Below are 21,375 nucleotides of genomic sequence, written 5' to 3' on the forward strand. Positions count from 1 at the left end.
AATTTACGAAGAAGTATCTGAAGCTATTTTAACAATGATTAAAAATGGTACGTTAAAACCTGGTGACAAACTACTTCCTGTTCATCAATTAGCTGAGCAGTTTCAAGTTGGCAGATCTGCTGTTCGTGAAGCGCTAAGTGCGCTAAGAGCAATGGGCTTAATTGAAATGAAACAAGGAGAAGGTACATATGTAAGGAATTTCGATCCTTCTTCATTAACAAAATCACTAAATAACAAGTTATTAATGAAGAAAGAGGATATTTTGAATTTATTAGAAGTACGGAAGGTGCTCGAAGTGGGGGCAGTTCGAGCGGCAGCGGCAAAACGTACGGAAGCTAATTTGCAAAATATGAAGCAGTGGTTAGATGAAATGGCAAAGAGCATTGGAAATGAGAAGGCTGGCGAAAAAGCAGACTTTCATTTTCACATGGGAATTGCAGAATCTTCGCATAATAACATCTTGCTTGAGCTCATGAATCATGTTTCAGAGATGATTGCTGAAACGATTGGTGAATCAAGACGCATTATTTTATATGGTGAACAAACAACATCAGAACGACTTTTAGAAGAGCATCAATCTATATATGATGCGGTGTTAAAGCAAGATGTGGAATTAGCGCAGCAAGCGATGCTAGATCATTTAACAAATGTAGAACATATTGTCACAGGTAAAAGCGATATAAATTCGTAATTTAATCTTTTAAAAATCTAATTTTCTGATAAAATAGAGAGAGATTAAGTAAGCGTTTTCTTTAGAAGAGGGAGAGGATAGGCTATGGTTGAGCCTACTTCTTCTAATCTTAGTCATCTGATGACCATATGATTTTTGGCGGAGTTGTAATGAGGGGGAATTATAGTTATGAAAGTTACTTTATTTGTTACTTGTTTAGTCGATATGTTTGAAACAAACGTCGGTAAAGCAACAGTTGAAGTATTGGAGCGTTTAGGTTGTGAAATTGAATTTCCAGAAGCACAAGTTTGTTGTGGTCAGCCTGCTTATAATAGCGGCCATGTAGAAGCAGCAAAAGAAGCGATGAAACATATGATTGAAACTTTCGAAGATGCAGAATATATCGTTACGCCATCTGGATCTTGTGCGACAATGTTTCATGAGTATCCGCATGTTTTTAAAGATGATCCGAAGTGGGCTAAACGTGCACAAAAGGTTGCTGATAAAACATATGAATTTACACAATTTATTGTAGATGTTTTAAAAGTTACAGATGTTGGTGCAAGTTTACCAGGGATAGCTACTATTCATAAATCTTGTCATATGACACGCCTGCTTGGAGTAAAAGAGGCACCAGGAATTTTATTATCAAGCGTAAAAGGATTAATTGTGAGAGAACTGCCGAACGTGCAAAATTGTTGTGGGTTTGGGGGAACGTTTTCAGTTAAGATGACTCCAATTTCTGAGCAAATGGTAGATGAAAAAGTAGATAGTGTAATGGAAACAGGTGCTGATTATTTAATCGGTGCAGATTGTGGGTGTTTGTTAAACATTGGCGGACGTATTGAGCGTTTAGGAAAAGAAGTAAAAGTAATGCATATTGCTGAGGTCTTGAATAGTCGCTCATGAAGGGGGAACATAAGCTATGTCTATGAAAATCAGTGAGAAAAAATTTAATGATCGCGTTGGCGATGGAATTCAAGATTCGTTTATGCGCGGAGCGGTATCTTCTGCACAAACGCGTTTATATACAAATAGATTAAAAGCAGCTGACGAGTTGGGAAACTGGGAAGAGTGGCGTGAACTAGGTGAACAAATTCGTCAACATACGTTAGAAAATCTTGATTATTATTTAATGCAGTTAAGTGAAAATGTATCAAAAAGAGGCGGTCACGTTTACTTTGCGAAAACGAAAGAGGATGCAGCGAAGTATATTCAAGACGTTGCAAAAAAGAAACAAGCGAAGAAAGTTGTAAAATCAAAATCAATGGTAACTGAAGAAATTAGTATGAATCATGCCCTTGAAGAGATTGGTTGTGAAGTGTTAGAGAGTGACTTAGGAGAGTATATCTTGCAAGTAGATAACGATCCACCATCACATATTATTGCGCCTGCACTTCATAAAAACAGAACGCAAATTCGTGATGTATTTAAAGAAAAACTTGGATATGAAAATTCTGATGATCCATACGAAATGACAAAGTTTGTTCGTAAACAACTTCGTGAGAAATTTATGGATGCAGAAATTGGTGTGACAGGTTGTAACTTCGCTGTTGCAAATACTGGCTCTCTTTGTTTAGTGACGAACGAAGGTAATGCCGATCTTGTCATGTCGATTCCGAAAACACAAATTGCAGTAATGGGTATGGAACGTATGGTTCCGACAATGGAAGAATTAGATGTTTTAGTTGGTTTACTATGTCGTAGTGCGGTAGGTCAAAAATTAACAAGTTACGTAACAGTAGCAGGACCAATTCAAGAGGAAGAGGTAGATGGACCAGAAGAGTTTCATTTAGTCGTTGTTGATAATGGCCGCTCTCAAATTCTTGGATCGGAATTCCGTTCAATATTGCAATGTATTCGTTGTGCCGCTTGTGTTAACGTATGTCCCGTATATCGTCACGTTGGTGGACATTCGTATGGATCTATTTATTCAGGACCAATCGGTGCGGTATTAACACCACTTTTAGGTGGGTATGACGATTACAAAGAGCTTCCTTATGCATCTAGTTTATGCGGAGCATGTACAGAAGCTTGTCCAGTAAAAATTCCATTACATGATTTATTATTAAAACATCGTCAAGTCATCGTTGAGCAAGAAGGTCGTGCCCCACTTGCAGAAAAATTAGCAATGAAGATGTTTAGTATGGGTGCTTCTTCAGCAGCTTTATATAAAATGGGATCGAAAATGGCACCGGCAGCAATGAGTCCATTTACATCTGGTAACCGTGTATCAAAAGGTGTTGGACCACTTAAAAACTGGACGGATATTCGTGAATTCCCAGCTCCAAGTAAAGAACGATTCCGTGATTGGTATAAAGATCATAAGAAAGGCGGGGACAAATAATGACAGGATTAATTCAAAACCGTGAGTCCTTTCTAGATAATATCGCAAAAGAACTTGGGCGCGCGCGTAAAACAGAAGGCGTAGAACGTCCAGCATGGAAAAGTAATGTGAATGTAGAAACGTTAAAAGATTATTCACAAGAAGAATTGTTAGAAGTATTTAAAAAGCAATGTACAAACATTCATACAACTGTTGTGGAAACGACAAACGACCGCTTACGTGAAGATATTCAAAAAGTAATCGTTGAAAACGGCGGAGGACCTATTATATTATCAGCAGATGAACGTTTTGATTCCTATGGATTGACTTCTTTATTTAAAGAAGAGCTTCCAAAGCAAAATGTTGAGGTAAATGTATGGGATCCTGAGAAAAAAGAAGAGAATATGCGTATAGCGGAAAAAGCGAATATCGGTATTGCATTTAGTGATTATACTTTAGCTGAATCTGGTACGATTGTTGTACAAAGTCATAAAGGACAAGGGCGTTCTTTACACTTTTTACCGACCGTATACTTTGCTATTATTCCACGTGAAACACTTGTACCGCGTATTACACAAGCAGTTCAACATATGAACTCACGTGTGGAAAAAGGTGAAGCAGTCGCATCTTGTATTAACTTTATTACAGGACCAAGTAACTCTGCGGATATTGAAATGAATCTTGTTGTCGGAGTACACGGGCCATTAAAAGCAGTATATTTCATCGTATAAAATAGGGGAAAGCAGGCCGGAAAACGGCCTGCTTTTTTAATAGAATAAAGATAATATGAAGTAGAAGTTCTCTCCTTTTTTTGTTATGTTCTTTTGGAAAGGAGAGGAAGGGATGTTCACTTATTTATATGCATTGTTAATAGGTATGGTGTTTGGTTCTTTTTTTATGGTGATTGCGATGAGAGTCCCAGTAGGGGAATCTATTATTACACCGCGTTCGTACTGTCATTACTGCAAGTATACGTTACAGCCGAAAGAACTTATTCCAATCATTTCATTTTGTATACAAAAAGGGCGTTGTACGAATTGTAAAAGGAAAATCTCAAGTTTGTACATAGTATTTGAATTTGTTACAGGCAGTTTATTTTTTCTTACTGTATATGTAATTGGAATGGAACGAGAGCTCATCATCATTTTATCGCTTTTTTCGTTACTTCTAATTATTTCAGTTACAGATTTAGTATATATGCTAATACCTAATCGTATTTTAATTTGGTTTGCGCTTTTGCTTATTTTAGAATGTATTTTTGTACCGTTAGTTACTTGGATAGATAGTTTAGCTGGCAGTGGAACTATATTCATTTTGTTATATTGCATGCAAAAGATTTATCCAGATGGTCTTGGCGGAGGTGATGTAAAATTACTTTCGTTACTCGGATGTATAGTCGGAGTGAAAGGGGTTTTTATAACTTTATTTTTAGCATCTTGCTTTAGTCTTTGTTTTTTCGGAATAGGTATAGCGCTAAAGCGTATAAAAATAAGAACTCCAATTCCGTTTGGACCTTTTATTAGCCTTGGAGCAATATGTTATGTGTTGGTCACATATGCAAAATAGAGAGGAGATAGAAAATGAATGTATATATGGATGATCAAAGAAGTTGCCCATACGGATATGTTTTGGCAACTACAGTAGAATCTGCCTTGCAAATTGTTAGGGATAATGAGGTGAATATTATTTCCCTCGATTATAATATGGGATGGCGACAAAAAAGTGGGTTAGATTTCGTAGAAGCTTTCTGCAACGAAGGTTTATATGTTAATGAAATTCACCTTCATACAAATGATGTCATCGGTATGCATCAGATGAAAAAGAGCATAGAGAGAGGGAAGGAAAACGGGGAAATTAATCCTTATATTGCCTTGAAATATGTAGGGAGCTAAAAACTCCAAAGTGAAACTTTGGAGTTTTTAATGTTTCATATGTGCTTGTAAAGGAATAATTTCCTCTGTTTGAGCTCCAACTAATTGAGTTTTCTCTTGTTCAACAACAGGTGCTTTCTTTGTTAAGTAATGATATACCATACCGACAAATACGGATCCGCCAATAATGTTACCGATTGTAACTGGAATTAAGTTATGAATAGCACCCGCAAAAGAAATTGTCTCAGGATGTGGTGATACTAAAGATAAAGCAAACAGTGATAAGTTAGCGATGCTATGCTCATAACCAGATAAAAAGAAAGTGAAAACGAGCATCATCATCATTAATATTTTGGCTGTGTCACCTTTCACTTGAGAAGGTAAGAAGCAGGCAAGACATACGAGCCAGTTACATAAAATCGCTTTAAAGAATAATTGCATTGTAGGTGTATTCATCTTTCCTTCAACAACTTTATTCATTAAATGACTGTGATCAATTGCTTCGAAAATTCCAGTTGCGTAAAATAGTAAGGCAAAGAATAAAGCGCCAGCTAAGTTACCTGCATAACAAGCAACCCAGTTGCGAAGTGTATCAGAAATCGTTGTTTCTTTTCTTAAAGTTGCCACTGTGAAGTACATCGTATTGCCAGTAAATAATTCAGCGCCGCCATATATAATAAGTACGAGAGCAATTCCGAAAAACATGGAGGAAGCTAAATATGTTGCTGGTGAATCTGCAATATGAAAAAAGTTACCTAATTTAAAACATAGTACAATAATAAAACCGATATAAATGCCCGCAAGTGCAGCACGAATGAAATATTGCATTGGATTTATATCTAGCATTTGTTTTTTGCTCTTAGCCAGTTTTACAACGTAATCTAATCCTTGTTCTAGCATGAGTAATACGCTCCTTTAATACATCGTCTATAAATACTCCTTATATGAATAAGGTACATGGATTTGTTCATAGTTTCAATAAGTTTGTGCAATATTTCACAAAAAGGACATACATCTAGAAGGGAAGCGTTTACAAAAGGTAGTATAATGGAATTTTTTCTAAAAATAGAGAGGGGGATTGAAACGAGAAAAAAGAAAAAGCGCTGTAATTACAGCGCTTTTTCGTCTAAATTCTTTTCTACTTTTACTTCTACTTCTTTCGAGAAGAACCAACCACCAACTGCGATTCCAACTAATACAATCCAGAAAGTAAGTTTCCACGGAGTAGACTCTGGGAATGAATGCGGAATTACATTTAATGCAGGGTGTGCTAATGTATAAACTGCTAATTTCACACCAACCCAACCTACAATTAAAAATGCTGCAGTTTCAAGTCCTGGTTTACGTTTTAAAATTTGTACGAAAGCAGTTGCTGCAAATCGCATAATGATTAATCCGATAAGTCCACCTACAAAGATAACAACGAATTGCCCAGTATCCAGACTACCGATTGTACCTAATCCTGTTTTCGGTAAAGTCATTGCTAATGCAACAGCAGCTAAAATTGAATCAACTGCGAAGGCGATATCAGCAACCTCAACTTTAAATACAGTCCACCAAAATTTCTCTTGTTTTTTCTTTGCTTCTTTTTCTTCTGTTTCTTCATCTGAATTCTTTTTAACATACGTTTTAAATAAGTGATTACCAGCGATAAACATAAGGTAAATTGCACCAATTGCTTGCACTTGCCATACATCGACTAAGAACGAAATCATAAATAGTGATCCGAATCGGAAAACGAACGCTCCTGCTAATCCATAAAATAGTGCTTTCTTTCGTTTTTCTTCTGGTAAATGTTTTACCATAATTGCGAGAACGAGAGCGTTATCAGCCGCTAAAATCCCCTCTAGTGCAATTAGGATGAGTAATACCCAACCATACTCCAATAATAATGATACATCCATGTACATTCTCCTCTCATTTCTATAAAGTCTAAACAAGTGAAGAAGTTCCCCACTGTTTAGTTTCCCCATACTCCTGCGCATCAACGGTGGAGGAAATTTGAAAACAAAAAAGACCTCTGCCGTTGATAGGCAAAGGTCTTGCTAGACATATGTAATGAAAATGCCAACAAAGCCGGAAGAACTAAGTTCTACGTAATGACGACTTTGTTTCCAAGAAATAGTTCTTGGACGCTACTCCCCTTTGGAGATATGCTATTGTACTCTCATTATATGGATAATTTATACGGTTGTCAACCTGTTAAAATATCTTCGTTTGGATATTTTATTTTTCTTTGTTTTTTACGTGCAAATGAAAAGGCTAATGTTAAAGGCCCCATCTTTCCAAAAAACATCATAAAGATAATAATTGTTTTGCCGATGATTGTTAAGTGTGGCGTCAAATTCATGCTAAGGCCGACAGTTCCAAATGCTGAAAATACTTCAAAAGCACTCATTAATAAAGGAACCTTCTCAGTGATGCTTAAAATTAAAATGGAAAGAAAAATAAACGAAATTGAAATAATAGTAATCGTTAATGATTTGACGATGAGCGTATCTTTAATGGATTTTTTAAACACGACAATATCATCTTGTTCTTGCAAAAATTTAAATACGCCGAAAAACATAATTAAAAAAGTTGTTAATTTAATCCCACCACCAGTAGAAGCACTGCCAGCACCAATAAACATAAGAAGCATCATTAATAAAAGTGATGGTTTAGATAGAGCGGCAATATCCACTGTATTAAACCCAGCTGTACGAGTCGAGATTGCTTGAAAATAAGCAGCCATACCTTCTTCAAATGGTGTAAATCCTCTCATAGAAAGAGAATTATGGAACTCGAATATAAAAATAAAAGCTGTAGCAATAATATTGATGATTAGAGTAGAAGAGAGCATAAGCTTTGAGTGTAAAGTAAGGTTTTTAAAGTTTTTCTTTCTTTTTATATCTACGATAACCGTAAAACCAATCCCACCTAAAATAATGAGGGAAGAAATAACGAGATTGACGAGAATGCTATGGGAGTGCGGCATTAAATTATCGCTCCACACAGAAAACCCAGCATTGTTAAAGGCTGAGATAGAATGAAAAAAGCTATAATATATACCTTTGGCAACCCCGTATTTTGGTACCCATTCAAAAGAGAGAAGTAAAGTAGCGATACATTCTACAGTAAAAGAAAATAAAAATAACGCTTTTGCAAGACGAATGATTCCGCCGACATTTGTTTGGTTTAATGCTTGTTGTAATAAAATCCGGTTTTGAAGGCCGATTTTTCTGCCGAGCATAATTGCAATTAAAACAGCAAAGCTCATAATGCCAAGTCCGCCAACTTGTATAAGTGTTAAAATGACACATTGGCCAAATAAGGTAAATACTTTACCAGTGTCCACAACACCAAGCCCTGTAACCGTACAAGCAGAAACCGTTGTAAATAAAGCATCGAGCCATGAAATAGACGTTGTTGTAGCAATTGGCAATTTCAATAGGCATGTACCGATAATTGATAGCATAATAAAAGATACAGTAAGAACACGGGGTGGACTCATGCTAATGTTAATCCGTTTCATTTCACATATCGTTCCTTTCGATTTGCTCTTACTAGTATGTGAAGAAGCACTATTATGTATGTTAAAAAAGAAAGAGGCAGAGAATATCTGCCTCTAAGCCATAGGTTATATAGTTATCCGCGTAATTGTTGTTGAGCTAAAGCAACAAGACGTTTCGTTACTTCACCGCCAACTGATCCGTTAGAACGAGATGCTGTATTAGATCCTAAGCTTACACCGAATTCTTGTGCGATTTCATATTTGAATTGTTCAAGTGCTTGCTCTGCACCCGGAACTAGTAATTTGTTTGTTTTCACCATGTTGATACACATCCTTAAAGAGTAATCCAGTTTAGCTAAGTGCTATCTGGTAATGTTATTTTATGTGTAAACGACGTACTCATACACGGAAGTAAACGGTGTGATTAGAAGTTCTTGGATAGAAAAAAGAGTAGCAAATTTGCTACTCTTTTTTCAGTATTGTCGCTGTACCTTCTACGACAATATCATCAGATTGATTATATATGTTTGTTTGCAATGTGATAATTTTTTTATCGTCCCGTTTTTTAATAACTTCTGCCACAACGCGAAGTGTATCACCGATTTTGACAGGAGCACGGAATGAAACGTTTTGTGATAAATAAATCGTATTTTTGCCAGGAAGTTTCGTTCCAAGAATGGTAGAAATAAAACTTGAAACGAGCATGCCATGGGCAATACGTTCTTTGAACATTGTCGTTTTTGCAAAAGAGTCTAGAATGTGAATAGGATTTACATCTCCAGTCAACTTTGCAAAATTGATAACGTCCTCATCCGTAATTTTTTTTGTAAGTGATGCTTGATCACCGACTTGAATCTCATCGTAACGAAGCTCCGGAACAGTTTGTGCTTCTTGAAATGGATTCATTTTGTCCTCCTTCTTTTCCATATCGAAAAATGTAAGCCATCTTGATGTAGTAGGAGGAAGAAAGAGTTTTGTTTGTGCTGCAGTTAGTTGCCACATTTTTCTTACTTGATGGAAGTAAATAGATTTTTTGAGTTTTCCTCGAACTGCTTTGCGAGTTCTAGTTGTTTGGACTTGAACTCTCCCAAAAAAACTTCTAACTGTTTTTGAACCTCTTCACGTTGCGACTGTTGTTGTTCGATAAAGTGTTTTGTTGTTTCTTCAAATTGGCCGCTAGTTTGAGTAAGAATAGACAAAGATGTTTTCGTAGGCGAAACAGTAAGTTGGTGCATTTGATTAGAAAGCTCATTCCACTTTTCTTGCCACTCGTTAATTTGATCATTTAAGGAGTTTCCAGTTAATTGCTTCACATAGTCTGTATATTGGTTATTGAACTGAGCAGTGAATTGGTGTAGCTCTTTTTCTAGTTCATCTACTCCTGATGTTAATTTATGCAAAGCGTCTTGTTGTTGTTTTAACGTTTCTAAAGTAAGTTGCTCTAATTGTTTCCCAGCTGAAGAGAAGAGGGAAAGAGATTGAGACCAGTTTTTCCAAAATGCATCGACTAATTCGTATGGCTTAGTTTCCATTGTTTGACCTCCAAATGTTTTTTTGCATATTGTGAACGCAGATTACTCTGCTGTACCACCAGGTGAAGATGAAGAATCCTTTTCATCCTTTTCTGGAGAAGTAGAAAATGGAAAGAATGCATTGGTGTATAACGTGAAAAACGTCCGCAACATATTTTGATAATGTTCAAAAGAAGTCGCACATGTTGTTAAATATTGCTCTCCATATTCTGTTAAAGAATAAATTCGTTTCGCTGGCCCGCCTTCGCTTGTATCCCAAGTAGAAGAAATAAGATTTTCTTTTTCTAATTTGCGTAGTGTCCTATACACATTACCTTGGTCAACAGAAGAAAAGCCGATGTCCATTAGCATTTGAATAAGTTTGTAACCATGAAGACTCCAGTCTTTTAGACAGAGAAGTAAGAAAGGAACTAAGAAGTTTTTTGGCATGGAGTTTGGTTGTTTCGCTTGGTTTTTTTCCAAACTTTCTGGGTGTTCTGGTTCATTATGTAGCATGATTGTGCATCACCTCATGAATCAGTTAGATGGAATTTTTTGCTTATAAGTGCAATTTACACCTATCTGTTTTTAATGTCAATACATTTGTTAGAAAATAAAGAAAAATAAAATATATACTTGAAGTTTTATTCGGAATATTAGAAAATAGTGAATAGGTTGAATTGTTTCAAAAACGAAAAAGGGAGTGTAGTCGAAGTGATTGATCAAAAATTCGATCCATTGCAAGCATGGAAAAATGCTTATGAACAAACCGAAACATTTTGGGGAAAAGCGCTCAATGAAACAATTAAAACAGAAGAATATTCTGCTTGGATGGGCAGCGTTCTAGATTTGAATTTGTTTTATCAAAAAGCATTAAATGATACGACAAAAAATTATTTAGAACAGGTGAATGTGCCGACGAGAGAGGATATCGCTAGAGTAGCTACGCTTGTTATTAACTTAGAAAATAAAGTTGATAATATCGAGGAAATTCTAGAAGAGAAAGTGGATTCATTAGGACAAGCTCCTACATTAAAGCGTGATGTTACGAAAGTAAAACAAGATATGCGCACGTTAGAAACGAAAGTTGATCAAATTTTAGAATTGCTAGAAAAGCAAAATGCAGTACTAGCTAAACTACAAGTACCTGTAAAAGAAGAAGTAAAGCCTGTAGTAAATAAGCCAGAAAATAAAAAATGATAATCGCGTTTGTTTATAACGTGTAAAAGAGAGAGGGAGAATCTCTTTTCATGTATAAACAACGAAACATAATTAATATATGGACTCAATTAGTATGAGTACCAAAATGATTCATAACAATCGTTCACAAATTCATTTAAGGGGGAAAAGAAATGGTTCAATTAAATGGCAAAGTAGCAATCGTAACAGGTGGGGCAAAAGGAATTGGAAAAGCAATTACAGTAGCATTAGCAGAAGAGGGAGCAAAAGTAGTTATTAACTATAACAGCAGTAAAGAAGCAGCTGAAAACTTAGTAAATGAATTAGGAAAAGAAGGATATGACGTTTATGCAGTTCAAGCGGATGTTTCTAAAGTAGAAGATGCAAACAGACTTGTAGAAGAAGCTGTGAATCATTTTGGTAAAGTTGATATTCTTGTTAATAATGCTGGTATTACAAGAGATCGTACATTCAAAAAATTAAATCGTGAAGATTGGGAGCGCGTAATTGACGTGAACTTAAGCAGTGTATTTAATACGACAAGTGCGGTACTTCCATACATATCGGAAGCAGAAGAAGGAAGAATCATTAGTATTTCTTCTATTATTGGCCAAGCTGGTGGATTTGGACAAACAAACTACTCAGCAGCAAAAGCAGGTATGCTAGGATTTACAAAATCATTAGCGTTAGAACTTGCAAGAACAAATGTAACTGTAAACGCAATTTGCCCAGGATTTATTGATACTGAAATGGTAGCAGAAGTACCAGAAGAAGTGCGTCAAAAAATCGTTGCGAAAATCCCGAAAAAACGTTTTGGTCAAGCTGATGAAATTGCAAAAGGTGTAGTATATCTATGCCGTGACGGTGCGTATATCACAGGTCAGCAATTAAACATTAACGGCGGATTATACATGTAATGAAGTAAGAAAAAAGTGCATATCCATAGCAGGAATGCACTTCTTTTTTTAGAAAGAAATTGACCAAAAAGGAGATAGAAAAAATGACTACATTCGTAACAGAATGGGAAAAGCAATTGGAGTTGTACCCAGAAGAATATCGTAAAGCATATCGCCGTGTGAAAAGAGCGAGCGAAGTTTTATTACGCGAACCAGAACCACAAGTTGGTTTAACACCGAAAGAGGTTATTTGGACGAAGAATAAAACGAAGCTGTATCGTTACATTCCAAAACAAGAAAAAACACAGAGAGTTCCAATCTTATTAATATACGCTCTTATTAATAAACCGTATATTATGGATTTAACTCCAGGTAATAGTTTAGTGGAATATTTAGTAGATCGTGGTTTTGATGTGTATATGCTTGATTGGGGCACATTCGGTTTAGAAGATAGTCATTTGAAATTTGATGATTTCGTGTTCGATTATATTGCAAAAGCAGTGAAAAAAGTAATGAGAACTGCAAAATCGGACGAGATTTCTTTACTTGGTTATTGCATGGGTGGAACGTTAACATCTATTTATGCAGCGCTTCATCCGGACATGCCAATTCGAAACTTGATTTTTATGACAAGTCCTTTTGATTTCTCTGAAACAGGGTTATACGGTCCTTTATTAGATGAGAAATATTTCAATTTAGATAAAGCAGTTGATACATTTGGAAATATTCCACCAGAAATGATTGATTTCGGAAATAAGATGTTAAAACCAATTACAAACTTTGTCGGTCCATATGTTGCTTTAGTCGATCGTTCAGAAAATGAGCGCTTCGTCGAAAGTTGGAAATTAGTTCAAAAGTGGGTAGGCGATGGTATTCCGTTCCCAGGTGAATCGTATAGACAATGGATTCGTGATTTTTATCAAAATAATAAATTAGTGAAGGGTGAACTCGTTATTCGCGGACAAAAGGTAGACCTTGCAAATATTAAGGCGAATGTCTTAAATATTTCTGCGAAGCGTGATCATATCGCTCTGCCATGTCAAGTAGAAGCTTTACTTGATCATATTTCTAGCACAGATAAAGAGTATGTATGTTTACCGACAGGACATATGTCTATTGTGTATGGTGGAACGGCTGTAAAGCAAACATATCCGACGGTTGGAAATTGGCTTGAAGAGCGTTCTAATTAAAGAGAAAAAATCCAACTAGCGTATGTTAGTTGGATTTTTTTATGGAAAATGACGAAACATAGAAAGGAGAAAATTATATGGTAGGAGTATAATTATGAAGCTTATGACTGGTAAGTTGTTTTGGAATTCTGGAGTTTCTGTACCTTGTTATCCAACGTTAGAAAATGATATGATATGTGATGTGCTCGTAATTGGAAGTGGAGAAGCGGGTGCTCATATAGCGTATTCGTTAGCTAAAATTGGAATGCGTGTTATGCTCATTGAAAAAAGAGCAATTGCATGTGGTAGCACAGCTGCAAATACAGGATTATTACAATTTGTTCATGATAAATCGTTAACCTCTCTTATTCATACATTTGGTGAAGAGAAAGGGGTACGAGCATATAGACTTTGTTATGAAGCGCTGCAAACAATGGAGAAGGTTGTGCCAACTCTCGATATTGATCCCCATTTTATTCCGCGAAATAGTTTGTATTATGCAAGTAGAGATGAAGATGTTTCATTTTTACAAGAAGAATATAATACGTTACGCCATTATGGATTTCCGGTTGAATATTTTACAGAGTCTGATATTAAGAAACGTTATTCATTTGCAAAACAAGCAGCGTTATATACAAGCGGTGATGCAGAAGTGAATCCGTATTTATTAGCGCATAGTCTTTTGCATAAAGCGAAACAAATGGGCGCTACTATATACGAACATACAGAGGCATTACATATTAAACAAATCCAAAATGATTTAATTTGTTACACGAATACAGGAAATAAAATAGTAGCAAAGAATATTATTATGGCGACAGGTTATGAAGCAATTTTTGGAAAGAAAGAAAAAAATACAACTGTAGAAACGTCTTATGCCGTTGTGACAAATAAGATAGGTTATTTTGAAGGCTGGCATGAGCAATCGTTAATTTGGGAAACAGCACGTCCGTATTTGTATAGTCGAACGTATCAAAACCGCATTGTTATAGGCGGATTAGATGAGGCGCTGAAAATTCAAAAAATCGGCGATACGAAATTATTGCATAAGCGTGATCTTCTTATTAACATTGTAAAAGAAATGTTCCCGCAGTATAAAAATATACGGGCAGAGTACTATTGGGCAGCAGCATTTGGTGGCAGTCATGACGGTCTTCCTATTTTAAAAGAAGATAAAAAAATACATAATTTATATTACGCACTGCCGTATGGGGGAAATGGAACTGTATACGGAATGGTATTTGCGAAACTATTTCAGCAGTTATTTACAAATGAAGAAAGTGATGATTTTTCTTTATTTAATCGATAGAAAAAAGGTAGCGAAGTGATGGAATGAGAGATATAAAAAAGTTTTTACAAAAGTTACGTCCCGTACAACTTATCGTTGTATTTTATTTACTAGCAGTAGTCGTATCGGTAATTTTGCTTAGTTTACCATTTGTTACGAAGCCTGAAGTGAAATGGACATTTATCGATGCACTATTTACATCTGTTAGTGCGGTAAGTGTTACGGGACTGTCAGTTGTTACGATTTCAGATACGTTTACAACGGCAGGAATTATTGTTTTAGCCCTTATTTTACAATTAGGCGGATTAGGAATTATGGCGCTTGGTACATTCGTCTGGATTATAACGGGGAAAAAGATTGGTTTGCAAAGAAGAAGATTAATTATGGCAGACCATAACCAAGGGAATTTATCGGGCCTTGTAGAATTGATGCGTTCTATTTTAATTGTAATTATTTCGATAGAACTCATTGGAGCAATACTGTTAGGTACAAGATTCTTACTATATTTCCCGACTTGGCAAGAAGCTTATTTTCACGGTTTCTTTGCCGCTGTCAGCGCAACAACGAACGGAGGATTTGATTTAACAGGACAATCACTTATTCCGTACAAAAAAGATTATATTGTTCAAATGATTCATATGTTGCTTATTATTTTAGGAGCTATCGGTTTCCCAGTGTTAATGGAAGTAAAACAATTCCTTAGTAAAAGGCGACAACAACTATTTCGCTTTTCGTTATTTACAAAATTGACGACAACGACATTTTTTGTACTCGTTATTGTTGGAACAATTATGATTTTTCTATTAGAACGAAATCATTTTTTAGTAGGAAAGTCATGGCATGAAACTGTATTTTATACATTATTCCAATCTGTGACGACGCGAAGTGGAGGACTCGCTACAATGGACATACGTGAATTATCACAACCAACGCTTTTATTTATGAGTATATTAATGTTCATTGGGGCATCTCCAAGTTCAGTTGGGGGCGGAATACGTACAACAACATTTGCAGTTAGTATATTATCGTTATATACATTTGCAAGAGGCGGGAGAACAGTCCGAGTTTTCAAACGCCAGCTACATGAAGAGGACGTGTTGAAAGCATCTGTCGTTATGACGATGGGGATTTTATTATGTGCCTCAGCGCTATTCATTTTATCTATTACGGAAAATGTACCGCTTATGAGCTTAATCGTTGAAGTTTGTTCTGCTTTCGGAACGACGGGACTATCAACAGGTGTTACTCCTGATTTAACAACTGTTGGTAAACTTGTACTTATTGTACTTATGTTTATCGGACGCGTCGGTATTTTGACATTTATTTTAGCTAGTGGTGGAAGAGAGCAACCAGCTCGCTATAAGTACCCGAAAGAGCGAATTATTATTGGATAGTATGAAACCATTCTACCTGAGTTAGGTAGAATGGTTTTTTTAGTCGTTAATTCCGAATTGGGGATGCATAAAAGCATCATTTTTATTATCAACTTCGTTTTTAAGTAATTCTTGATTTTCTTCTGCAATCCATCCGATATCATTTGTAGGATGGATCCATTCTTCCCCAGCCATAATGGCAGGATCTACCTCATCACTCCAATTATTAAGAGGACTGTTAGTGGAATCGTATTTACTGTCTCCAATTACAACATCATATTGATTTATAAAAGGTTGTTTCATCTTTTTGCCTGTGCCTTTAAAAGAAGGAAAGTTCATTTGATGAGGGAGCGTCTCGTCTAAAATTGGCGATTGTATCGTTTCTTTTTCTTTCAAAGTAATCGCTCCTTTTTGTAATGGCTTGTTCGTATGTAGTATTTCCATCTATAAGCTCTTATGTACTTGTTAACACTTCCCAGTAATAATTACTGTAAGTTGTTTCAAACTAGAATAGAAAGTTATTTCGTGAGAGCAGGTGAATATGTTGGTAAAAAGAAAAGTAAAACAAAATGCAGCAATTAATAATAATAAAACTCCGAAAGAAAGCTTACCAGATGCAGAATTTGCATTAGAGTATGAAGGAGAAAATAGTGCGAAGTATGCAAATCGTAATTCAAAAAAAGGTAAACAAAAATGAGGCGTTTTTTACAAACGCCTCATTTTTTTGTGGGATTATAAAGGTTTTTTTAATTATTTGTAAATTTCACGTTTGATATTAGCAGAAAAATGCGAAAAAACATAGAAGTAGCAACGTATTACACAAAAACAAACAACAAACAAAAGATTAATGTTGGTTTAATACTGCTTTTACACTAGTTGTTTATATTAGAGTTGTACATAAGATTTGTAAAAGGAGAGAGAGACAGTGAAAAAAACAATCTTTAAAGCTGTAGCAACTGGAATGGTATTTTCGTTATTAATGGGGTGTGGTGCAAAGAAAGAAGAAAGTGCTGGAGCAAAAGTAAAAGATGATAAATTATCTGGATCATTAACTGTCTACACAGCGATTGAAGAAGAGCTTGTACCGATTTATCTTGATTCTTTTAAACAGAAGTACCCAGACGTGAAGTTGAACATTGTTCGTGATTCAACAGGAGTTATTACAGCGAAATTGCTAGCTGAAGGAAAAAATACACAAGCAGATGTTGTATGGGGAACTGCAGCGTCTAGTCTATTAGCTTTAGAGAAAAAAGATATGTTAAAAGGATACTCTCCAAAAGGAGCAGATCGTGTCCTTCCGCAATTTAAAGACGATAAGAAACCAGAAAAATGGGTAGGAAATACTGCATTTATGACGGGGATTGCTGTAAATAAAGAAGAATTGAAGAAGAAAAATTTACCGATGCCAGAATCATATGAAGATTTAACGAAACCAGAATATAAAGGAACGCTAGTTATGCCGCATCCGGCTTCTTCTGGAACAGGATTTTTAACAGTTTCTGCATGGCTACAAATTATGGGAGAAGATAAGGGCTGGGATTACATGAAGAAACTTCATGATAACATGGCAACTTATACTCATTCAGGTTCAAAACCAGCGAAATTAGCAGGCGCAGGTGAATATCCAGTTGGTGTATCAATGGTTTATAGTGCTTTGAAAGAGAAACAAAAAGGTGCACCAGTTGAAGTTGTACTGCCGAAAGAAGGATTAGGCTGGGAAGTAGAAGCGAACGCACTTATTAAAAAAGATAATGCTAAAAATGATAAATTAGCGCAAGCATTTTTAGATTGGGCAATTACAGATGATGTAATGAAGTTATACTTCGAGAAAAATGGATTTGCGACAATTAAAAATGATTATAAACTTCCAGATGGATTCCCTAAAGATGTGACAGAAAAGCTATATAAAAAGAATGACTTTAAATGGGCAGCAGAAAATCGTGACAAAATTTTAGAAAAATGGGAAAAAGAGTTTGGCCAAAAAGCAGAACCGAAAAAGTAAGTGAGTGGGAGAGAGAAAAATGAGCGAATATTTATCAATTCAACACATTCAAAAACAGTTTGATGCATTTACAGCGTTAAAGGATATTTCTTTTACTGTGAAAAAAAATGAGTTTGTTTGTTTATTAGGCCCAAGTGGTTGTGGGAAAACGACATTGCTCCGAATTTTAGCGGGGCTAGAAGAGGCAACAACAGGTAGTATTGCTGTGAATGGAAAAGATATTACAGCATTACCACCTGGAAAGAGGAACTTCGGAATGGTTTTTCAATCGTATGCATTATTTCCGAATTTAACTGCACTTGAAAACATTGAATACGGCTTAAAAACAAAAAAATATGGAAAAGCAGAAGTAAAAGAAAAAGCGCTATCGGCGTTAGAACTTGTTGATTTGCTGAATGTAAAAGATAAATATCCTGCTCAAATGTCTGGTGGACAACAGCAGCGAGTAGCACTTGCACGTGCGCTCGCTCTGTCTCCCGATATTTTGTTACTTGATGAGCCGTTATCTGCTTTAGATGCAAAAGTGCGTGAAAAGTTGCGCAGAGAAATGCGTGATTTGCAAGAAAAAGTGGGAGTAACAACTATTATGGTAACGCATGATCAAGAAGAGGCATTAACGATGGCTGATAAAATTGTTGTAATGAATCATGCGGAAATTATGCAGATTGGAACACCAGAGGAGATTTATCAAAGACCAGCCAATCCGTTTGTGGCAGATTTTATTGGTTCTATTAATTTCTTTTCGAAAAATAACGAAGAACATGCAATTCGTCCTGAACATGTAACAGTTGTACAAAATAATGGTATTAAAACAGTTGTAGAAAGCATGGAATTTCGCGGTTCTGTATACCGGACGGAAGTGCGGGTCATAGAAGAGAAAACACACCTTTATAATGAGAAAATTGTAGTGGATATATTGGCATCAGAAGTAGAGGAAACTGCTATTAGAAAAGGAAAGCCAATTCAAATCTCTTTCTCAGAAAATCATATGTTGTCATATGGAAAGAAGGTCATTGTATAGATGGAGATGTTAGAAAACTTTAAGGTAGAAAGTACAAAAAAAAAGATTAAGAGACGTATCGGTAAAGAAGAGTGGATACAAAGACTATTAATTATTGGTATGCTTCTTTCATTTTTTATCATGCTTGTATTGCCTTTATTACAACTGTTTACACAAGCCTTTTATGATAAAGATGGAGCTTTTGTTGGTGTTGCGAATTTCAGTAAATATTTCACAACACCAACGCTAGTTCAATCATTACAAAATACGATATGGATTTCGGGCGCTACAACAATTATTTCGGTTACACTCGCTTTCGCTTACGCATATGCGATCGCTCGTACAAATGTTTTTGGAAAGCGCGTATTTCAATACATAGCATTATTACCATTATTCGCACCAACGATGATGCACGGTATTGCGCTTACATATTTATTTGGTAATCAAGGGTTAATAACAAAAGGGATGTTTGGTTTATTTGAAGGAATACAAATACCGTTATACGGACCAGTAGGAATTGTAATGGCTGAAGTTATGTATACATTTCCGCAAGCATTCCTTATTTTATTAATTGCTCTCCAAGGTTCTGATTATCGTTTATATGAAGCTTCTAATATGTTGGGTGCAAGTAAAGTGAAACAGTTTCTTACGGTTACTTTACCTAGTGTGAAATACGGATTAATTAGTGCGATGTTCGTTGTATTTACACTTAGTTTCACTGATTTTGGGGCACCTAAAATTGTTGGAGGACAATATAACGTACTTGCTACTGACGTATATAAGCAAGTAATTGGACAGCAAAATATGTCCATGGGCGCAACTGTCGGAATGATTTTATTGATCCCAGCTATTTTCGCATTTGCAGTTGATCGTATTACGCAAAGAAAACAGGCGAATCTTTTATCTTCAAAAGCAGTACCTTACAGAATAATAAATAATAAGAAAAGAGATGTTATTTCATTCGTATATTGTAGCGTAGTTACGTTTATGATCATTCTTTTATTTGTGGCAGTTGGTATTGCTGCAAGTGTGAAAGTATGGCCCTATAATATGAGCTTTACACTTGAGCATTTTAATTTTTCAAGTTTGACAGGAGACGGACTTGAAGCGTTTAAAAATAGTGTAATTGTCTCAGCCGTTACGGCAGTTATCGGTGCGATTTTAACATTTGTGTTCGCTTATGCGATTGAAAAAATAGAACAGCTACATTTTTTCAGAAAAGTAGGCTACTTTTTTTCTATTGTACCGTTAGCGATTCCTGGATTAGTACTTGGATTAGGATATGTCTTTTTCTTCAGTCAACCAACAATTCAAATTCTAGGACTTTCAGTAACAAATCCGTTTCATTCCTTATATGGCACAATTGCTGTTTTAGTATTAGTAAATATCATACATTTTTACTCTGTAACGTTTGTTACCGCAACGACTGCTTTAAAGAAACTGGACCGAGAGTTTGAACTTGTTTCACAGTCGATGAGTGTACCATTCTATAAAACTTTCTTTCGAGTAACAGTACCGATGTGTTTACCAGCTATTTTAGAAATGGTTATGTACTATTTCGTAAATTCAATGGTAACTGTATCGGCAGTAGTGTTCTTATACGCGGCTGATTTTAAACTAGCTGCTGTATCAATTGTAAATATGGATGATGCAGGAAATGTAGCACCAGCAGCTGCAATGAGTGTACTTATTGTTGTTACAAATATTGTAGTTAGGGTTGTATATGAATGGGGAACGAAAGCACTTCGTAACCGAACGTCACAATGGCAAAAAAGATAAGTAAGAAGGGTGATGGATAGAATGAAAATTGAAGGAGTTATTTTTGATTGGGCAGGTACGACAGTTGATTACGGATGTTTTGCACCATTAGAAGTATTCATGAAGATTTTTCATAAACGCGGTGTTGAAATTACAGCAGAAGAAGCTCGTAAACCAATGGGGTTATTGAAGATTGATCATGTTAGGGTATTAACGGAAATGCCCCGTATTTCGAATGAGTGGAAGCGTGTCTTCGGACAATTACCAACAGAAGAAGATATTCATGAGATGTATGAAGAGTTTGAAGAAATTCTCTTTGCTATTTTACCGTACTATGCCACGCCAATTGATGGGGTAAAAGAAGTGGTTTCTTCACTACGTGAAAGAGGTATTAAAATTGGATCAACAACTGGTTATACGAGAGAAATGATGGACATTGTTGCAAAAGAAGCAGAAATACAAGGGTATAAACCTGATTTTCTTGTGACGCCAAATGATGTTCCAGCAGGTCGTCCATATCCGTGGATGTGTTATAAAAATGCGATGGAACTCTGTGTATACCCAATGAATCATATGATAAAAGTTGGAGACACCGTGTCAGATATGAAAGAGGGCAGAAATGCTGGAATGTGGACAGTTGGTGTAATCCTCGGTAGTAGTGAGCTCGGTTTAACGGAAGAGGAAGTTGAGAATATGGATCCGTTAGAGCTTCGTGAAAAAATAGAAGTAGTTCGTAATCGTTTCATTGAAAATGGGGCTCATTTTACAATTGAAACGATGCAGGAGCTCGAAAACGTAATTGAACATATCGAGAAACAAGAACTTATTATTTCATAAAG

24 protein-coding genes and 1 riboswitch are annotated in these 21,375 nt (G+C 35.9%); of the genes, 16 read left to right on the forward strand and 8 right to left on the reverse strand.

The window, feature by feature from the left end:
* Position 1 precedes the first annotated feature (1 nt).
* The 6 genes from MR155_RS12280 to MR155_RS12305 all read left to right on the forward strand — a co-directional run bounded on the left by MR155_RS12280 (position 2) and on the right by MR155_RS12305 (position 4,888).
* Positions 2 to 691, forward strand: a complete 690-nt coding sequence (locus tag MR155_RS12280) for a FadR/GntR family transcriptional regulator (RefSeq protein WP_257475416.1) — start codon at positions 2 to 4, stop codon at positions 689 to 691.
* A gap of 168 nt (positions 692 to 859) precedes the next feature.
* Positions 860 to 1,579: a (Fe-S)-binding protein gene (locus tag MR155_RS12285; RefSeq protein WP_002011587.1), complete on the forward strand. Its 720-nt coding sequence runs from the start codon at positions 860 to 862 to the stop codon at positions 1,577 to 1,579.
* A gap of 16 nt (positions 1,580 to 1,595) precedes the next feature.
* Complete coding sequence (locus MR155_RS12290; protein WP_002011586.1) at positions 1,596 to 3,017, forward strand: LutB/LldF family L-lactate oxidation iron-sulfur protein; 1,422 nt, start codon at positions 1,596 to 1,598, stop codon at positions 3,015 to 3,017.
* Positions 3,017 to 3,727 (forward strand): LutC/YkgG family protein, encoded by a 711-nt coding sequence (locus tag MR155_RS12295; protein ID WP_002126142.1) that lies wholly within the window; start codon positions 3,017 to 3,019, stop codon positions 3,725 to 3,727. The genes MR155_RS12290 and MR155_RS12295 overlap by 1 nt, the downstream gene beginning before the upstream one ends.
* 112 nt (positions 3,728 to 3,839) lie before the next feature.
* Complete coding sequence (locus MR155_RS12300; RefSeq protein ID WP_242309976.1) at positions 3,840 to 4,562, forward strand: prepilin peptidase; 723 nt, start codon at positions 3,840 to 3,842, stop codon at positions 4,560 to 4,562.
* 14 nt (positions 4,563 to 4,576) lie between these two features.
* Positions 4,577 to 4,888: a cyclic-phosphate processing receiver domain-containing protein gene (locus tag MR155_RS12305; RefSeq protein WP_002064363.1), complete on the forward strand. Its 312-nt coding sequence runs from the start codon at positions 4,577 to 4,579 to the stop codon at positions 4,886 to 4,888.
* A gap of 27 nt (positions 4,889 to 4,915) precedes the next feature.
* On the opposite strand, the gene MR155_RS12310 is transcribed toward MR155_RS12305, so the two are convergent.
* From MR155_RS12310 to phaQ, 7 genes are all read right to left on the reverse strand, one after another.
* Entirely contained in the window at positions 4,916 to 5,767 is an 852-nt protein-coding gene (locus MR155_RS12310; protein WP_002011581.1) for a formate/nitrite transporter family protein, read from the reverse strand.
* A 209-nt stretch (positions 5,768 to 5,976) separates the two neighbouring features.
* Positions 5,977 to 6,771 carry a TerC family protein gene (locus MR155_RS12315; protein WP_219301765.1) on the reverse strand — a complete coding sequence of 265 codons (795 nt, stop codon included), beginning with the start codon at positions 6,769 to 6,771 and terminating at the stop codon, positions 5,977 to 5,979.
* Positions 6,772 to 6,848: 77 nt separating this feature from the next.
* Positions 6,849 to 7,023: riboswitch (yybP-ykoY riboswitch) on the reverse strand.
* A gap of 38 nt (positions 7,024 to 7,061) precedes the next feature.
* Positions 7,062 to 8,381 (reverse strand): TrkH family potassium uptake protein, encoded by a 1,320-nt coding sequence (locus tag MR155_RS12320; RefSeq protein WP_113936969.1) that lies wholly within the window; start codon positions 8,379 to 8,381, stop codon positions 7,062 to 7,064.
* 113 nt (positions 8,382 to 8,494) lie between these two features.
* Positions 8,495 to 8,680 carry an alpha/beta-type small acid-soluble spore protein gene (locus tag MR155_RS12325; protein WP_000241212.1) on the reverse strand — a complete coding sequence of 62 codons (186 nt, stop codon included), beginning with the start codon at positions 8,678 to 8,680 and terminating at the stop codon, positions 8,495 to 8,497.
* 142 nt (positions 8,681 to 8,822) lie between these two features.
* A complete protein-coding gene (locus MR155_RS12330; protein ID WP_001067911.1) occupies positions 8,823 to 9,266 on the reverse strand; it encodes a MaoC family dehydratase in 444 nt (147 codons plus the stop codon).
* Between the two features lie 101 nt (positions 9,267 to 9,367).
* Positions 9,368 to 9,892, reverse strand: coding sequence for a polyhydroxyalkanoic acid inclusion protein PhaP (gene phaP / locus MR155_RS12335; protein ID WP_002011575.1), 525 nt, complete (start codon positions 9,890 to 9,892; stop codon positions 9,368 to 9,370).
* A gap of 42 nt (positions 9,893 to 9,934) precedes the next feature.
* Positions 9,935 to 10,387: a poly-beta-hydroxybutyrate-responsive repressor gene (phaQ, locus tag MR155_RS12340; RefSeq protein WP_000903018.1), complete on the reverse strand. Its 453-nt coding sequence runs from the start codon at positions 10,385 to 10,387 to the stop codon at positions 9,935 to 9,937.
* 198 nt (positions 10,388 to 10,585) lie between these two features.
* On the opposite strand from phaQ, the gene phaR reads away from it, so the two are divergent.
* The 5 genes from phaR (at position 10,586) to MR155_RS12365 (ending at position 15,797) form a co-directional block, all read left to right on the forward strand.
* Complete coding sequence (gene phaR / locus MR155_RS12345) at positions 10,586 to 11,071, forward strand: polyhydroxyalkanoic acid synthase subunit PhaR (protein WP_113936970.1); 486 nt, start codon at positions 10,586 to 10,588, stop codon at positions 11,069 to 11,071.
* Positions 11,072 to 11,223: 152 nt separating this feature from the next.
* Positions 11,224 to 11,967, forward strand: coding sequence for an acetoacetyl-CoA reductase (locus tag MR155_RS12350; protein ID WP_219301766.1), 744 nt, complete (start codon positions 11,224 to 11,226; stop codon positions 11,965 to 11,967).
* An 83-nt stretch (positions 11,968 to 12,050) separates the two neighbouring features.
* Complete coding sequence (gene phaC / locus MR155_RS12355; RefSeq protein ID WP_002011573.1) at positions 12,051 to 13,136, forward strand: class III poly(R)-hydroxyalkanoic acid synthase subunit PhaC; 1,086 nt, start codon at positions 12,051 to 12,053, stop codon at positions 13,134 to 13,136.
* Positions 13,137 to 13,230: 94 nt separating this feature from the next.
* Complete coding sequence (locus MR155_RS12360; RefSeq protein ID WP_242309979.1) at positions 13,231 to 14,424, forward strand: NAD(P)/FAD-dependent oxidoreductase; 1,194 nt, start codon at positions 13,231 to 13,233, stop codon at positions 14,422 to 14,424.
* A gap of 23 nt (positions 14,425 to 14,447) precedes the next feature.
* Positions 14,448 to 15,797 carry a TrkH family potassium uptake protein gene (locus tag MR155_RS12365; RefSeq protein WP_002011570.1) on the forward strand — a complete coding sequence of 450 codons (1,350 nt, stop codon included), beginning with the start codon at positions 14,448 to 14,450 and terminating at the stop codon, positions 15,795 to 15,797.
* A 39-nt stretch (positions 15,798 to 15,836) separates the two neighbouring features.
* Here MR155_RS12365 and MR155_RS12370 read toward each other — a convergent pair whose 3' ends face one another.
* Positions 15,837 to 16,220 (reverse strand): DUF3905 domain-containing protein, encoded by a 384-nt coding sequence (locus tag MR155_RS12370; RefSeq protein ID WP_219301768.1) that lies wholly within the window; start codon positions 16,218 to 16,220, stop codon positions 15,837 to 15,839.
* A 100-nt stretch (positions 16,221 to 16,320) separates the two neighbouring features.
* Here MR155_RS12370 and MR155_RS12375 point away from each other — a divergent pair, with 100 nt between their 5' ends.
* The 5 genes from MR155_RS12375 to phnX all read left to right on the forward strand — a co-directional run bounded on the left by MR155_RS12375 (position 16,321) and on the right by phnX (position 21,373).
* The gene (locus MR155_RS12375; protein ID WP_000240799.1) at positions 16,321 to 16,473 is read left to right on the forward strand and encodes a hypothetical protein; all 153 of its coding nucleotides are present in this window, start codon (positions 16,321 to 16,323) and stop codon (positions 16,471 to 16,473) included.
* A 228-nt stretch (positions 16,474 to 16,701) separates the two neighbouring features.
* Positions 16,702 to 17,778: a putative 2-aminoethylphosphonate ABC transporter substrate-binding protein gene (locus MR155_RS12380; protein ID WP_113936972.1), complete on the forward strand. Its 1,077-nt coding sequence runs from the start codon at positions 16,702 to 16,704 to the stop codon at positions 17,776 to 17,778.
* Between the two features lie 19 nt (positions 17,779 to 17,797).
* Positions 17,798 to 18,799 carry a putative 2-aminoethylphosphonate ABC transporter ATP-binding protein gene (locus tag MR155_RS12385; protein WP_002086828.1) on the forward strand — a complete coding sequence of 334 codons (1,002 nt, stop codon included), beginning with the start codon at positions 17,798 to 17,800 and terminating at the stop codon, positions 18,797 to 18,799.
* On the forward strand, positions 18,800 to 20,557 hold the full coding sequence (locus tag MR155_RS12390; protein WP_219301769.1) for a putative 2-aminoethylphosphonate ABC transporter permease subunit: 1,758 nt from the start codon (positions 18,800 to 18,802) through the stop codon (positions 20,555 to 20,557).
* A 21-nt stretch (positions 20,558 to 20,578) separates the two neighbouring features.
* Positions 20,579 to 21,373, forward strand: coding sequence for a phosphonoacetaldehyde hydrolase (gene phnX, locus MR155_RS12395; RefSeq protein ID WP_242309983.1), 795 nt, complete (start codon positions 20,579 to 20,581; stop codon positions 21,371 to 21,373).
* Positions 21,374 to 21,375 lie beyond the last annotated feature (2 nt).

Source organism: Bacillus cereus group sp. BfR-BA-01331 (assembly GCF_022663915.1).
In the GTDB taxonomy this organism is placed as follows: domain Bacteria; phylum Bacillota; class Bacilli; order Bacillales; family Bacillaceae_G; genus Bacillus_A; species Bacillus_A mycoides.